18 protein-coding genes are annotated in these 13,911 nt (G+C 68.4%); 9 read left to right on the top strand and 9 right to left on the bottom strand.

Annotation, left to right across the window (positions count from 1 at the left end):
- The first annotated feature begins 55 nt into the window (after positions 1–55).
- Positions 56–376, top strand: coding sequence for a hypothetical protein (locus V6M51_RS23700; protein WP_332770695.1), 321 nt, complete (start codon positions 56–58; stop codon positions 374–376).
- Positions 377–529: 153 nt separating this feature from the next.
- Here V6M51_RS23700 and V6M51_RS23695 read toward each other — a convergent pair whose 3' ends face one another.
- The 7 genes from V6M51_RS23695 to hppD all read right to left on the bottom strand — a co-directional run bounded on the left by V6M51_RS23695 (position 530) and on the right by hppD (position 6,079).
- Positions 530–853: a DUF6968 family protein gene (locus V6M51_RS23695; protein WP_332770694.1), complete on the bottom strand. Its 324-nt coding sequence runs from the start codon at positions 851–853 to the stop codon at positions 530–532.
- 206 nt (positions 854–1,059) lie between these two features.
- Positions 1,060–1,551 (bottom strand): MarR family winged helix-turn-helix transcriptional regulator, encoded by a 492-nt coding sequence (locus V6M51_RS23690; protein WP_332770693.1) that lies wholly within the window; start codon positions 1,549–1,551, stop codon positions 1,060–1,062.
- The gene (locus V6M51_RS23685; protein WP_332770692.1) at positions 1,548–2,555 is read right to left on the bottom strand and encodes a fumarylacetoacetate hydrolase family protein; all 1,008 of its coding nucleotides are present in this window, start codon (positions 2,553–2,555) and stop codon (positions 1,548–1,550) included. Before V6M51_RS23685 ends, V6M51_RS23690 begins: the two co-directional genes overlap by 4 nt.
- Position 2,556: 1 nt before the next feature.
- Positions 2,557–2,835 carry a hypothetical protein gene (locus V6M51_RS23680; RefSeq protein ID WP_332770691.1) on the bottom strand — a complete coding sequence of 93 codons (279 nt, stop codon included), beginning with the start codon at positions 2,833–2,835 and terminating at the stop codon, positions 2,557–2,559.
- A 14-nt stretch (positions 2,836–2,849) separates the two neighbouring features.
- Positions 2,850–3,983 (bottom strand): homogentisate 1,2-dioxygenase, encoded by a 1,134-nt coding sequence (locus V6M51_RS23675; RefSeq protein WP_332770690.1) that lies wholly within the window; start codon positions 3,981–3,983, stop codon positions 2,850–2,852.
- Positions 3,983–4,966, bottom strand: a complete 984-nt coding sequence (locus V6M51_RS23670; protein WP_332770689.1) for an isoaspartyl peptidase/L-asparaginase family protein — start codon at positions 4,964–4,966, stop codon at positions 3,983–3,985. The genes V6M51_RS23675 and V6M51_RS23670 overlap by 1 nt, the downstream gene beginning before the upstream one ends.
- A gap of 3 nt (positions 4,967–4,969) precedes the next feature.
- Entirely contained in the window at positions 4,970–6,079 is a 1,110-nt protein-coding gene (gene hppD / locus V6M51_RS23665) for a 4-hydroxyphenylpyruvate dioxygenase (RefSeq protein WP_332770688.1), read from the bottom strand.
- A gap of 114 nt (positions 6,080–6,193) precedes the next feature.
- Between hppD and V6M51_RS23660 the strand changes: the two genes are divergently transcribed.
- Genes V6M51_RS23660 through V6M51_RS23640 form a run of 5 tightly spaced genes read left to right on the top strand, consistent with a single transcriptional unit; the run spans position 6,194 to position 8,771 of the window.
- Positions 6,194–6,769, top strand: coding sequence for a YqaA family protein (locus V6M51_RS23660; protein WP_332770687.1), 576 nt, complete (start codon positions 6,194–6,196; stop codon positions 6,767–6,769).
- Between the two features lie 34 nt (positions 6,770–6,803).
- Positions 6,804–7,319, top strand: a complete 516-nt coding sequence (locus V6M51_RS23655) for a disulfide bond formation protein B (protein ID WP_332770686.1) — start codon at positions 6,804–6,806, stop codon at positions 7,317–7,319.
- Positions 7,316–7,879, top strand: a complete 564-nt coding sequence (locus tag V6M51_RS23650; RefSeq protein WP_332770685.1) for a demethoxyubiquinone hydroxylase family protein — start codon at positions 7,316–7,318, stop codon at positions 7,877–7,879. The genes V6M51_RS23655 and V6M51_RS23650 overlap by 4 nt, the downstream gene beginning before the upstream one ends.
- On the top strand, positions 7,876–8,508 hold the full coding sequence (locus tag V6M51_RS23645) for a GNAT family N-acetyltransferase (RefSeq protein ID WP_332770684.1): 633 nt from the start codon (positions 7,876–7,878) through the stop codon (positions 8,506–8,508). Before V6M51_RS23650 ends, V6M51_RS23645 begins: the two co-directional genes overlap by 4 nt.
- Entirely contained in the window at positions 8,505–8,771 is a 267-nt protein-coding gene (locus tag V6M51_RS23640) for a DUF1294 domain-containing protein (RefSeq protein ID WP_332770683.1), read from the top strand. Before V6M51_RS23645 ends, V6M51_RS23640 begins: the two co-directional genes overlap by 4 nt.
- On the opposite strand, the gene V6M51_RS23635 is transcribed toward V6M51_RS23640, so the two are convergent.
- The gene (locus tag V6M51_RS23635) at positions 8,768–9,328 is read right to left on the bottom strand and encodes an HNH endonuclease (protein WP_332770682.1); all 561 of its coding nucleotides are present in this window, start codon (positions 9,326–9,328) and stop codon (positions 8,768–8,770) included. The genes V6M51_RS23640 and V6M51_RS23635 overlap by 4 nt on opposite strands.
- Before the next feature lie 781 nt (positions 9,329–10,109).
- On the opposite strand from V6M51_RS23635, the gene V6M51_RS23630 reads away from it, so the two are divergent.
- From V6M51_RS23630 to V6M51_RS23620, 3 genes are read left to right on the top strand one after another with little or no spacing between them, the layout of a single operon-like run.
- Positions 10,110–10,739 carry a TetR/AcrR family transcriptional regulator gene (locus V6M51_RS23630; RefSeq protein ID WP_332770681.1) on the top strand — a complete coding sequence of 210 codons (630 nt, stop codon included), beginning with the start codon at positions 10,110–10,112 and terminating at the stop codon, positions 10,737–10,739.
- A gap of 9 nt (positions 10,740–10,748) precedes the next feature.
- The gene (gluQRS, locus tag V6M51_RS23625) at positions 10,749–11,588 is read left to right on the top strand and encodes a tRNA glutamyl-Q(34) synthetase GluQRS (protein ID WP_332770680.1); all 840 of its coding nucleotides are present in this window, start codon (positions 10,749–10,751) and stop codon (positions 11,586–11,588) included.
- A complete protein-coding gene (locus V6M51_RS23620; RefSeq protein WP_332770679.1) occupies positions 11,581–12,480 on the top strand; it encodes a DMT family transporter in 900 nt (299 codons plus the stop codon). Before gluQRS ends, V6M51_RS23620 begins: the two co-directional genes overlap by 8 nt.
- Here V6M51_RS23620 and V6M51_RS23615 read toward each other — a convergent pair.
- On the bottom strand, positions 12,477–13,892 hold the full coding sequence (locus V6M51_RS23615; protein WP_332770678.1) for a protein adenylyltransferase SelO: 1,416 nt from the start codon (positions 13,890–13,892) through the stop codon (positions 12,477–12,479). The two genes, V6M51_RS23620 and V6M51_RS23615, sit on opposite strands and share 4 nt — an antisense overlap.
- Between the last annotated feature and the right edge of the window lie 19 nt (positions 13,893–13,911).

Raw genomic sequence — 13,911 nt, 5'->3', positions numbered from 1 at the left:
TTAAGGGATCGCTAAATCTAAACGCCATAGCGTTTCCTGATCGGGGAGCGACAGGATGCAAGTAACCACCCAAAAGCGCCGCAAAGCGGCGGCCAAGCCCGCCGCGAAGCCGGCGAGCGACCATCTGGTCGAGCGTATTCGCGAAACCCTGCTGCTGTTCGGCGGCGAAGCCCACCGTCGCGACGTGATCGCCAACGTGGCGCGCGAGACGGGTCTCGACGTCAAGAACATTCCCCAGGACTTCGAGGCCGCCGTCATCCTCTCCTTCGAGGAGACCGTCCGTGACGAGGTCCGCCGCGCCGCCCACGGCTTCTATCTCAAGTTCGGCGAAGGCTCGCACCGCTGGAGCGTCAAGCTCCCGGAGACCGCGCACTAGGCTCCTGGTTGGCGAAGCCGAATTCGAACCACGAACCTCACGAACGGAACCGATCTCGACTGCCGTTGAAGCTGCGCGTTCGTGCTGTTCGTGGTCTGCGAAACGCCCGGTCCAGGCCAATGGCTTGTGGAGACGGTAACGCAAGTCGGCTCGCTAAAACGGAAATGGGGCAACGTCCAGGAACTCCGACGGTGCGGGAATGGAGAGGTCGCTGCCCACCGCTCCATGGAGGCCGAATTCCCCATTCTGATATGCCTCGGATCCATAGAGATAGGCAGCCATGGTCTTTAGCCCCAGCACGAGAGCTTGCATGCTGGACACGCCAAAAATGGTGCGTCGCACGGAGATGGGCGCGTCGATTTCAAACGTACAGGACCAATCCTCTGACCCCTGATCCTGCTCGGGCGCGTATATTCGGGCGCCCATTTTTTCCTCGGAGTGGGACAGGTCGAATACGGCTTCGGCGATCCGTCCCATCTCCGTCTCACATCCTAGTCTGTGATTAGCCTAGGATATCCCACCTCGCCTTTCGACTTGATGCAATAAGCCCGTGCTGCGAGCCTTGCCCGCCTATGGGCGGGTGGCGTGGGGCAGTGTTCGACGCAAATTTATCATGTCACGGTCGAATAGCTTGTCAAGAACAAAACATGAACATACTTGGGTGCTTGCGGCCTGCGCCGTCCTCAGCCCTTCACGGCCCCACCGGACAGCGCGTCAGCCGCGCCCTGCAGGCGGCCCAGCAGCCGCTTCAACAGGGCCACCTCGTCGGGCGACAGCCCCGCGATCAGCGCCGCCTCGTAGGCCAGAGCCAGGGGCGCGACCTCCGCATGCAGCTGCGCGCCCTGGACGGTCAGGGCCAGGACGTGGGAGCGGCCATCGGCATGGTGGTCGCTGCGCGCGATCAGCCGGCGGTTGGCCAGGCCCTGGGCGGCGCGGCTGACCGTGACCTTGTCGATGCCGGTTCGCGCGACGATGGCGCCCTGGGTCAGCCCGCCGTCCTCGGCCAGGACGCAGATCAGCCGCCACTGCGGGATGTTGAGCCCGAAACGGTCCTCATAGGCGCGCGCGATCAGCTGGCTGACGGCGTTGGAGGCGACCGACAGGCGATAGGGCAGATAGGCGTCCAGCTTCAGCTCGCCCGCGGGCGGATCGGAAAGCTGGCGCTGCGCGGTCATGACCCTTGGACCTCCTGCTCGATGGCGCCGAAGATGGTGTGACGGCGGGGATCGCGCATCTCAATCCGCACCCGGTCGCCGGGCTTGAGGAACGGCGTGCTGGGCGCGCCGTGGGCAAGGGTTTCGACGGTTCGCAACTCCGCGAGGCAGGAATAGCCGACACCACCTTCACCGACAGGTTTTCCTGGACCGCCGTCGGGGCCGCGATTCGACACCGTGCCGGAGCCGACGATGGTCCCCGCCGAGAGCGCGCGGGTCTTGGCGGCGTGGGCGATCAGGGTCCCAAAGTCGAAGGTCATGTCGACCCCGGCGTCGGCCTGGCCCAGGGGCTTGCCGTTCAGCTCGACCTCGAGCGCGCCATGGAGCTTGCCGTCCTTCCAGCTCTCGCCCAGCGCGTCGGGGGTCACCGCCACCGGTGAAAAGGCCGAGGCCGGCTTGGACTGGAAAAAGCCGAAGTTCTTGGACAGCTCGGCCGGGATCAGGTTCCGCAGGCTGACGTCGTTGACCAGAAGCACCAGGCGGACGGCGGCCAGGGCCTCCTCGCGGCTGGCGCCCAGGGGCACGTCGCCGGTGATCACCGCCACCTCGCCCTCTAGGTCGCAACCCCAGGCCTCGTCGGCCAGCGGGATCGGGTCGCGCGGCGCCAGGAAGTTGTCGGAGCCGCCCTGGTACATCAGCGGATCAGTCCAGAAGCTGTCGGGCATGTCCGCCGAGCGGGCCTTCCGCACCAGGGCCACGTGGTTCACATAGGCCGAGCCGTCGGCCCATTGGTAGGCGCGCGGCAGGGGGCTCTCGGCGTCCTTCTCGTGGAACCGGACCCGGGGGATAGAACCCGTCTCCAGCCCCTCGGCCAGGCCGCGCAGCAGCGGCTCGCAGCGTTCCCAGTCGTCGAGGGCGGCCTGCAGGGTCGGCGCGACATTGGTCGCCTCGACGCACCAGGCGAGATCGTTGGAAACCACCACGAGGCGGCCGTCGCGACCCCACTTGAGCGATGCGAGCTTCATACTAGATTTCCTCCCGGCGGACGGTGCGTGTCAGGCGCACGCCTTGTTCGTAGGCCTCAGGCAAATAGACCACGACCTCGACGCAGATGTCGCCGCCGGCCTCGTCGGCCCACAGGTAATTGCGCTCGAAACAGACATCGCGGCCGGCCGGGGTGTAGCCCTCATAGGTGTCGCCCCAGGGAGTGCAGGCGGCCATGTCTCGGCGCGGCAGCGAGCAGGCGCGTTCCAGCTCCTCCTGCGCGGCTTCCGTCAGATCGGCCTCGAGATCGGCTTGCGCCATCGCCTAGTTCGCCTTCAAGCCGGCGTCCGCCAGCTGTTGACGTAGTCCGGATTCTCCACCGTAGAGGCCGCCTCGCCCACGTCCAGGGGATCGCGGGTGTCGATCATCACGGCGTACTCGTCGGTGGCCGCCTTGGGCTGGCTCAGCATGTTCTTCAACGCCTTGGGGTGCGGCCCGTGGGTGAAGCCGGAGGGATGGAAGGTCATCATCCCGGCCTCGATGTGGTCGCGGCTGAAGAAGTCGCCCGCGTGGTAGAACAGCACCTCGTCGAAGTCGTCGTTGTTATGGAAGAACGGGACCTTCAGCGCGCCCGGATCGGTCTCGAAGGGCCTGGGCGCGAAGGTGCAGACCACGAACCGGTCGGACACGAAGGTCGTATGGACGCTGGGCGGCAGGTGGTAGCGATGGCTCACCACCGGCCGGATGTGGCGCACGTTCAGCCGCACCGGCGCCAATTCCCCGTGCCAGCCCACCGCGTCCAGCGGATTGTACGGATAGGTCACCGTGGAGACCTCGCCGCGCTTCTTCACCGCCACCGTGGTCTTGCCGTCCTGGGCCTGGTGAGCCTTGAAGGCCTCGTTCAGCTCAGGCGTGTCCAGCATGGCCGGATCGAACAGGGCGTGGCCGCCTAGCAGCCCCTTGTCGGGCAGGGTGAAGTGGCTGTTGGTCGCCTGGATCATCAGGATGGCGGTCGGCTCGGCGGGGCTCAGCCGCCACATGGTCCCGCGCGGCAGATAGAGATAGTCCCCGGCCTCATAGGCGATATGGCCGTAGTCGCAGAAGAGATCGCCCTGTCCCTGGTGGACGAACAGAAGCTGGTCGCCGTCGGCGTTGCGGGCGAGGCCGGCCATGGCCTGGGCGAGCTTCCAGAAGCGCATCTCGCAGGCCGCGTTCTGCAGGATCACCGGGGCGTTCCAAGGCGAACCCTGGGCCTCGTTCAGCCGGGCCAGGTCGAAGGCGCGCGGACGCAGCGGGCCCTCGAAATCGCTCCAGCCGGTGGGCGGACGCGGATGGTGGATGAAGGCGGCCGGGCCGAAGAACCCCTCCTTGGAGATCTCCCGCTCATAGGTGCCGGCGGGCATGTCGGCGTGGGCCTGGCGCGAATGGGCGCCTTGGGCGGCGCGGACCGGGATCCAGTTGCGGGCCATCAGGGTTCGTCCTTGTAGATGCTCACCACGAGCGGCCGGTCGGCGGCCAGGCTCGCTCGGTACATGCCCGAGGTGTTGTAGCTCCAGGCGATCTGGCCGTCAGGCGCCACGGCGATGATCCCGCCGTCGCCGCCCAGCGCCGTGAGCTTGTCCTGGATGACGATGTCGGCCGCCGCCTGGAGGGAAAGCCCCTTGTGCTCGACCAGGGCGGCGATCTCATGGGCGACGCCCAGGCGGATGAAATACTCGCCGGTCCCGGTGGCCGAGACGGCGCAGGCGGCGTTGGACGCGTAGGTCCCCGCCCCGATCACCGGGGAGTCCCCCACCCGGCCCCACTGCTTGCCGGTGGTGCCGCCGGTCGAGGTGCCCGCCGCGACATTGCCGAAGGTGTCGAGGGCGACCACCCCCACCGTGCCGTACTTGCCCTCGTCGTGGGCCAGGGCATGGACCGGGTCGGGCCGGTGCTCGCCGACCGGCCGGGGCGGGACCGGCAAGTCGTGAGCCTTGGCGAAGTTCTCGAGGCTGCGCCAGCGGCGCTCGGTGAAGAAATAGGACGGGTCGGCCTGTTCCACGCCATTGGCCTTGGAGAAGGCGTCGGCCCCGGCCCCCACCAGCAGGACGTGGGAGGACCGTTCCATAACCGCCCGCGCCAGAGAGATCGGGTGGCGGGTGCGGGTGACGCCGGCCACCGCCCCGGCCGCCAGGGTGGCGCCGTCCATGATCGAGGCGTCCAACTCGTTGGCGCCCCGGGCGGTAAAGACCGCGCCCCGGCCGGCGTTGAACAGCGGGTCGTCCTCCAGCAGGTGGATGGCGGCCTCGATGGCGTCGAGCGCCGAGCCGCCGGCCCGCAGGACCGCGCCGCCGGCCTCCGCCACCCGCGCCAGAGCGGCGCGATAGGCGGACTCCTGCTCAGGCCTCAGTTGCCGGCGCTCGATCGTTCCCGCGCCGCCGTGGACGGCGATGGCCCAGTTGGGCGTCGACAAGCCTCAACCCTCCTTGGCGGGCAGGACCCCACGCCGGATCTGGTCCAGCTCGATGGACTCGAACAGGGCCTTGAAGTTGCCCTCGCCGAAGCCCTCATTGCCCTTGCGCTGGATCATCTCGAAGAAGATCGGGCCGATCATGTTCTCGGTGAAGATCTGCAGCAGGATGCCCTGGCCCTCGGTGGGGGCGCCGTCCAGCAGGATCTTGTCGGCGCGCAGGCGGTTGACGTTCTCGCCATGGCCCGGGACCCGAGCGTCGATGCCGTCGAAATAGGTGTCGATGGTGTCCTGGAACTTCACACCCCGGTCGCGCATGGTCTCGACGGTCTCGAAGATGTCGTCGGTCCCCAGCGCCACGTGCTGGATACCCTCCCCGCCGTAGTCCTTGAGGAACTCCTCGATCTGGCTGTGATCGTCCTGGCTCTCGTTCAGCGGGATGCGGATCTTGCCGCAGGGGCTGGTCATGGCCTTTGAGAACAGGCCGGTCTGCGAGCCCTCGATGTCGAAATAGCGGATCTCGCGGAAATTGAAGATCTTCTCGTAGAAGTCGGCCCACTTGGCCATGCCGCCGCGGACCACATTGTGGGTCAGGTGATCGAGATAGGTCAGGCCGACGCTGTTCCGTGCCATCTGCTCGGCCGCGCCCTCGATGGGCAGGAAGTCGACATCGTAGATCTCCTGGGCTCCGTAGCGATCGACCAGGTAGAGGTTCGAGCCGCCGATCCCCTCGATGGCCGGGATGTTCAGCTCCATGGGGCCGACCGGGCCCTGCACGGCCTTGGCGCCGCGCTCGACGGCGAGCTTCAGCGCCTTGGCGGCGTCCTTGACGCGGAAGGCCATGGCGTTGGCCGAGGGGCCGTGGACCTCACGGAACGCCGCGGCCTGGCCGGACGGCTCCATGTTGAGGATGAAGTTGATGTCCCCCTGGCGGAAGCGCAGCACGTTCTTCGAACGGTGCTTGGAGACCGCCGTGAAGCCCATCATCTCGAACAGGCCCTTCAGCCGCTCCGGCTCAGGGGAGGTGAACTCCACGAACTCGAAGCCGTCGGTGCCGAGCGGATTCTCGAACAGGTCGCCGGACTTGGCGGTCCCGGACTTCACTTGGGTGGTCATGGCGGCGGCTCTCCCGAGATATAGTATCAGATGAAACTAAATGCCTGAAGCCGCGGTGGGAGACAAGCCCCTCCACGACTGGTAGCAAACGTTTGAACGCCCCTTCGGATCGACATGCTTCGCAAAACCTACGACTGGGTCATGGGCCTGGCCGCCTCGCGCCACGCCCCGGCCGGCCTCGCGGCCGTTTCGTTCGCCGAGAGCTCGTTCTTCCCCATCCCGCCCGACGTGATGCTGGCGCCCATGGTGCTGGCCAGGCCCGATCGCGCCTATGTCTACGCCACGATCTGCACCGTGGCCTCCGTGCTGGGCGGCATGCTGGGCTACACGATCGGCCATTTCCTGGGCCCAGTCGGCGAGTGGCTGCTGATGGTCACCGGCAATGCCGGCGGACAGGCGGCCTTCGAGGCCTGGTTCGCGGAATGGGGCCTGTGGGTGATCCTCATCAAGGGCCTGACCCCGATCCCCTACAAGCTGGTGACGATCTCGGCCGGCCTGGCCGAGTTCTCATTCTTCACCTTCGTCTGGGCCTCCGTCGTGACCCGTGGCGCACGGTTCTTCCTGGCCGCCACCCTGATCAAGTATTTCGGACCCGCGGTGCGCGAGGAGGTGGAGAAGCGCCTGACCCTCTACACCGTGGTCGGCCTGGTCGTGCTGGTGGGCGGCTTCATCGCGCTCAAGCTCCTCTAGAGCCGGGCGGCGTTTTAGGATCATATCGGCGGCGATGAGCGGTTTCATAACCCCCTTTCTCGAGCGCTGGCGCCTGACGGCGTTCGCCTCGTCGCTATTGATGCTGGCGATCGCCCACGCCTTCGAGACCTTCGGCGGCCTTGCCCCCTGCACCCTCTGCCTGCGCGCCCGCGAGGTCTATTGGGTCGCCGCGGCCGTGGCCCTGGCCGGCATGCTGGTGGTCCGGATGCAGAATGGCGCGCGCTTCAAGGTCGCCTTCAACGCCCTGCTGGCGCTGATCTTCGCCGCCGGCGTGGGGCTGGCGGTTTATCACGCCGGGGCGGAGTGGAAGTTCTGGCCGGGCCCGACGGCCTGCGCCAGCACCGGCGCATCGGTGAGCGCCGGCGACATGGCCGCCCTGCTGAACGGCGCCAAGCTCAAGCCGCCGGCCTGCGACGAGGCGGCCTGGGTGTTCCTCGGCCTGTCCATGGCCGGATGGAACGCCCTGGTCTCGCTGAAGCTGACCGTCCTCAGCCTGCTGGCCGTGCGCCACGAACGGGCCAAGCCATGACCGCCAAGCCCATCCCGCCCCGGCCCGGCGTCGGCGCCATGAGCGCCCGGCTGGCCGAGATCCTGCGGGTCGACCACGCCGGCGAACTGGGCGCCGTCCATATCTATCGCGGCCAGCGCGCGGTGCTCTCCCAGGCCCCCGGCCACGAGCGGATCTCCGGCCAGCTGGAGGAGATGGAGGGCCACGAGGCCGTCCACCTGGCGCGGTTCGACAAGCTGCTGACCGAGCGCGGCGTGCGGCCCACGGTCATGACGCCCCTCTGGCGGGTGGCGGGCTTCGCGCTGGGCGCCGGCACGGCCTTGCTGGGCGACAAGGCCGCCCACGCCTGCACCGAGGCCGTGGAGACCGTGATCGAGGAGCACTATGCCGGCCAGATCGCCGAGCTGGAGCGCCGCGAGCCGGAGCTGGCCGCCGAGCTTTCGAAGTTCCGCGACGAGGAGCTGGCCCATCGCGACCAGGCCCTCGCCGAGGGCGCCAAGGAGGCGCCGGGCTACGCCGTGCTGTCGGCGGTGATCCGCGCCGGCTGCCGGGCCGCCATCAAGATCAGCGAGAAGCTATGACCGAGGCCGAGATCATCGCCCTGCGCCGCGGCTCGGAGACGCCGGTCCGGGCGGGAGTCGCAGATCTCCAGGGCGTGGCGGAAGACCTCTCCGCCGCCTTCGCCACCGACCCGATGTTCGACTGGTTCATGCGCGACGACGCCAAGCGCGAGGCGGCCCGCCTGCGGCTGTTCAAGCGGCTGGTCGGCATGGCGCTCGCCGACGGCGAGGTGCTGCGGCCGGCCAGCGGCGGCGCGGCCTCGATCTGGCTGCCGTCGGAGAGCCTGGGCCCCTCGTCGCTGATCGAGGAACTGCGGGTCATCCCCACCGTCCTGGCCGCCACCGGGTTCGCGCGGCTGTCGCGGATGTCGGCCATGCGCGCGGCCATGGACAAGCACCATCCCACCGAGCCGCACGTCTATCTGTGGTTCGTTGGCGTGCGCCCCGAAGCACAGGGGCTGGGCGTCGGAAGCCGCCTGCTGACCGCCGGCCTGGCGCGCGTCGACGCCTTGGGTCTGCCGGCCTATCTGGAGAGTTCCAGCCCGGCCAATGTGCCGCTCTATCGCCGCCACGGCTTCGAGGTGACCCGGGAGATCCAGCCCCGACCCGACTCGCCGGTCATGTGGGCCATGTGGCGCGAGCCGCGTTGATCCTGCCCTACCTCGCCGCGGCCAACCTCGCGGCCTTCGTAGCCATGGGCTGGGACAAGGCCCGCGCCGAGCGCGGCGAACGGCGCATCCCCGAACGCACCCTGCTCATGCTGGCCGCCATCGGCGGAAGCCTCGGCGCCGTCGCCGCCCAGCAGGCCTTCCGCCACAAGACCCGCAAGCAACCGTTCGGGGCACTCCTGCTCGGAATACTCGGTGCGCAGGTCCTGGCCGCGGCGGCCTGGTTGGCTCTGGCGCCTGCCTAGGCCTCCAACTCGATGTCCCAGTAGAGATAGTCGAGCCAGCTCTGGTGCAGGTGGTGGGGCGGGAACTTGCGGCCGCGGTCCTGCAGTTCGTGGGCGGTGGGCCGCCGGGGCTTGTGGAAGGGATGCATGTGGGCTTCGTGCGGCGTGCGCCCGCCCTTGTACAAATTGCAGCGGGCGCAGGCAGTGACGATGTTCTCCCAGGTCGTCCGCCCGCCGCGCGAGCGGGGCACCACATGGTCGAAGGTCAGGTCCTCGCCCGCCCGGCAGTACTGGCAGGTGAAGGCGTCACGCAGGAACAGGTTGAAGCGGGTGAAGGCCGGCGGCCGGTCCTGGGGCACGTAGTGCTTCAGCGAGACGACGCTGGGCAGGCGCATGGCGAAGGAGGGGGAATGGACCTCGTGGTCGTAGGTCGAGACCACGTCGACCCGGTCGAGGAACACCGCCTTGATCACCTCCTGCCAGGGCCAGAGGGACAGCGGATAGTAGCTGAGGGGCCGGAAGTCGGCGTTCAGCACGAGACAGGGCCAGCCGGACGGCGGGTGGCTAAGCACCTGCATGGCTGGACCTCCGTCGGCGCGAACCCGCGCCTATGGCGTACGCGTAGAGACTGAAGACAGGCCCCCTTTCGCGATCTGGTCGTCCTCGAATCTCCGGACGGCGATTCTCGTGACCAACGAACTATAGGGCAGTTTTCGAGACAGCTCCATGACTTGGAGCGCATCACCCCGTCGCACGGTTCGGGAGGATCAGACCGTCGACGGGGCGGGATCGCGGAACACTAGACGCCGACGGCCGCGGTGGCGCCGGCGAGGCTCAGGCTGATGAGGACAAAGGCGACGGCGACGGTGGCGTCGAAGAGGCGGCCGATGTTCGAGAGAGCAGACATTGTTTCATTCCTTCTTGGGTTTGGGCCCCGGCGGCGCCGGCTCCCTGTCCATCTGGACAACGCTAAGATACCTCATATCTAAGCAATGTACAGATACATTTTACAACGTAAGCTATTAGAAAATGTATAGGTCAGATCAGGCGATCTAGGACAAATAAAAAGGGGGCCCGGAGGCCCCCTTCCCGTCGTGGGGTTGGGTTTCGAGGTTAGGCGCCGAGGGCCGCGGTGGCGGCGGCGACACCCAGGCCGAGAACCAGGAGGAACGCGGGGGCGATCCGGTCGAAGAGCCGTTCGAAGTGGGTAAGACCAGCGAGAGACATGACACACACCTTTCAGTTTGAACCCCGGGGGAGCGGGGGCGTTTCTTATTTGAACAATGCTAAGATAGCAGCGATCTGAACGGCGTCAAGATGATCTTTACGCCGTCCAGATTCAGATTTAGAGTGCCCGCGATGAGAGAAACTGCTGCCGCCGAAAACCGCCCCTATCACCACGGCGATCTGCGCCGCGCGCTGATCGACGCGGCCCGTCGCCTGCTGGAGTCCGAAGGGCCTACGGCGCTGTCGCTCCGCGCGGTCGCCCGGGAGGCCGGAGTCAGTCCGGCCGCGCCTTATCACCACTTCAAGGACAAGGGCGAACTGCTGGACGCCGTGGCCCACGAAGGCTGGGACATGCTGAACGCCCAGATGGCCAAGGCCAAGGCGGAGGCGACCACGATCCAGGACAAGCTCACCGGTCTGGGTGTGTCCTATGTCCGTTTCGCCCAGGCCAACCCGGCGCTCTATCGGGTGATGTACGATGCCTCCCGCGACAAGGAGGGGCTCCCGGACCACGCCCACATGGAAGATGACAGCGCCTACTGCCTGGTTCGCGACACCTTCGTCGAGGGCGGCGCCGATGTGACCAACGAGATCGACCTGGAGCTGGCCACCAACGCCGCCTGGTGTGCGGCCCACGGCATGGCCGAGATGATCAGCTTCAAGATGTTCGATCACCTGAAGGTCGCTCTTGGCGGGGAAGAGGCCTTCATCCGCGCCACCTTCCAACACCTGGGCATTTTCGCCATCGCCCGGGGCCGCTAAGTCTCACGGGTGTTCGCCACCCGTTTCGCCCCCTCCCCCACCGGCCTGCTGCATCGCGGCCACGCCTTTTCGGCGCTGAGCGCCCATGCGGCGGCACGCCAGGCGGGCGGTCGCTTCGTCCTGCGCATCGAAGACATAGACACCACCCGCTGCCGGCCCGAGTTCGAGGCCGCGATCCATGAGGATCTCGCCTGGCTGGGCCTCGACTGGGAACGGCCCGTCCGCCGCCAGTCCGAGCACCTGGCGGACTACCAGGCCGCCCTGGAGCGCCTGACCGCACAGGGCCTGACCTATCGCTGTTTCCGCACCCGCAAGCAGATCGCCGAGGACATAGCCCGCGCGCCGCACGGCGCGATGGAGACCTGGCGTGGCGCGCCCCTGCCCCCAGGCGAGGAGGCCGCGCGCCTGGCGGCCGGGGAGAGCTTCGCCTGGCGGCTGTCGCTCGAGGCCGCCGAACAGGCCCTGGGCGGGGACCTCGACTTCGTCGAGGAGGGCGAGGGCCCGCTAGGCGAGCACGGGGTCATCCGCGTCGATCCGGACCTGGGCGGCGACGTGGTCCTGGCGCGCAAGGACGTGGACGTGGCCTATCACCTGGCCGTGGTGGTCGACGACGCCCTGCAGGGGATCAGCCACGTGATCCGGGGTTGCGACCTCTTCCAGGCGACCCACGTGCAGCGGAGGCTGCAGGCCTTGCTGGACCTGCCCGCCCCGGTCTATCGGCATCATCGCCTGCTGCTGGGCGCGGACGGTCGGCGTTACGCCAAGCGCGACCGGGCCGAGACCTTGGCGGAACTTCGGGCCGGCGGCATGACGCCCCAGGCGTTGCGACGGGAGCTGGGTTTTGACTGAGGTCGCCGCGACGATGGACCGGGGACATCTGAAGGCCCTGGCCGTGCTGGTGTTCGGCGCCGCGGTGATCGGCCTGGCGCCGATCCTGGTGCGGCTGGCCGACGCCGGGCCCGCGGCGGTGGGCTTCTGGCGCGTGACCTTCGCCCTGCCCCTGCTCGCCATGATGGCCCAGAAGACCGACGGCGGGGTCGGCGCCGCGCCGCGCCTGGCCTTATTGGCCGGGGCGGCCTTCGCCCTGGACCTCAGCTTCTGGCACTACGGGATCGCCTTCACCTCGGTGGCCAACGCCACGGTGCTCACCAACCTCACGCCCGTGGTGGTGACTGCGATGGCCTGGGTGGTGTTCAAGCAGCGGCCTCGGAACCTGTTCGTGGCGGCGGTGGCCCTGGCGGTCGGCGGGGCCTGGCTGATGGCGGTGGGCCGCGGCGTCCATGCGCCGGGCGGCAACCCGCCCCTGGGTGACGCCTTCTCTCTGATGGCCGCGGTCTGGTACGCCTTATATTTCCTCACGATCAGCGCCGCGCGCCGCACGGTGGGCGCCACGCGGATCATGTTCTGGTCGGGGGTGGCCAGCGCGCCGCTACTGCTGCTGGCCGCCGTCCTGCTGCGCGAGGACCTGATGCCGAGGAGCGCCGGGGGCTGGGCCGCCTGCGCGGGCCTGGGCCTCATGCACGTGGCCGGCCAAGGCTCCATCGCCTGGGCCCTGGGCCGCCTGCCGGCCGCCACCGCCTCGGTGGTGGTGCTCGTCCAGCCGGTGGTGGCCGCCATCCTCGGCTGGATGCTGTTCGCCGAGGCCCTGGGGCCGGTCCAGGCGCTCGGCGCCGGTATCGCGCTCGCCGGCGTGGTCCTGGCCCAGATGGCCTCGCGGCCGACGGCGGCGGCGGCGGCCTAACCTAGCCCGTACGCCTGCCGCGCGACCTCGAGGGCGGCCAGCTTGTCGCGGAACGGCGCCCAGTCGTCGCGCGCGTCGATGGCCGCCCAGATCGCCTCGATCTCGTCATAGAGCAGCTCTTCCGGCTCAGGCCTCGCAAAGTAGGCCGCGTCCAGCCGCTGGGGCCGATCCGGCTCGTAGGCCTTCAGCAGTTCGCGGAACTCGGCGAAGCCTTCGTCCGCATAGATGTCGCCCCGCGGGCCGGCCAGGGCCCGAGCCTCATCGCCGCCGAACCAGTCGAAGAAGAACGGCTCCCAGCGCAGGCGCTCGCCGCCGACCGAGATGGCGCGGAAGGCGGAATTGACCAGGACCACATCCTCGTCCGGCGAGCGGCCCTTGAGCGCCAGCCGCGCCAGCATCGCCTGGGCCAGGGCGGCGCGATAGGCCGGGCCGAACCCGTTCAGCGCCTCGACCAGGAGCTCTTGGGCGCTGACCAGCGACAGGCAGCCGGCCAGCTGCTGCAGGTTCCAGAACACCGCCTCCGGCTGGCGGCCAAAGGCATAGAGCCCGGCGGAATCGAAATAGGCGGCGGTGAAGTTTGGGTCGTTCCTCGGCAGGAACCGGTAGGGCCCGTAGTCGAAGCTCTCCCCGGTGATGTTCATGTTGTCGGTGTTGAGCACCCCGTGGACGAAGCCCGCCGCCATCCAGCTGGCGGTCAGGCTCGCCGTGCGGCCGACCACGGCCGTGAGCAGGGCCGCGGCGCGGTCCGGGGCGTTCCCCAGTTCAGGGTAGTAGAGCGCGATCACATGGTCGACGAGGGCGCCGATGCGCTCGGGCTTCTGGTGGAAGGCGTGGCGCTGGAAGCTGCCGAAGCGGACATGGCTGTGGGAGAGCCGCACCAGGACCGAGGAGCGGGTGGGGCTGGGCTCGTCGCCGCGCATCAGCGGCTCGCCGGTCTCCACCAGCGAGAAAGACTTCGAGGTCGGGACGCCCAGGGCCTCCAGCATGGCGGTGGCCAGCACCTCGCGGACCCCGCCCTTCAAGGTCAGGCGCCCGTCGCCCTGCCGCGACCAGGGGGTCTGGCCGGAGCCCTTGGTCCCCAGCTCCAGCAGGCGGCCCGTCCCGACCTCGCGCATCTGGGCGAACGAGAAGCCTCGACCATCCCCGAGATCGGGGTTGTAAACCCGGAACTGGTGGCCGTGATAGCGCATCGCCAGCGGGGTCTGGAGATTGCCCGGCAAGGGCTGGAAGCGTCCGAAATGGGCGATCCATTCATCGTCGGTCAGGGTGTCCAGCCCGACGCTGGCCGCCGCCCGGTCGTTGCGGAACCGCAGCAGGGCCATGGGAAAGTCCGCCGCCGCCACCGGGTCGGCGAAGTCGGGGCCCAGGTCCTGCAGATGGGGCTCGGGGTGGTAGGTCGAGGAAACGGGCATGGTCACTCCGAAGCTTGCA

It is taken from the genome of Phenylobacterium sp. (assembly GCF_036677185.1).
In the GTDB taxonomy this organism is placed as follows: Bacteria; Pseudomonadota; Alphaproteobacteria; order Caulobacterales; family Caulobacteraceae; genus Phenylobacterium.
The sequence above is the reverse complement of the archived record's forward strand: the minus strand, read 5'-3'. Positions and strand labels throughout refer to the sequence as shown.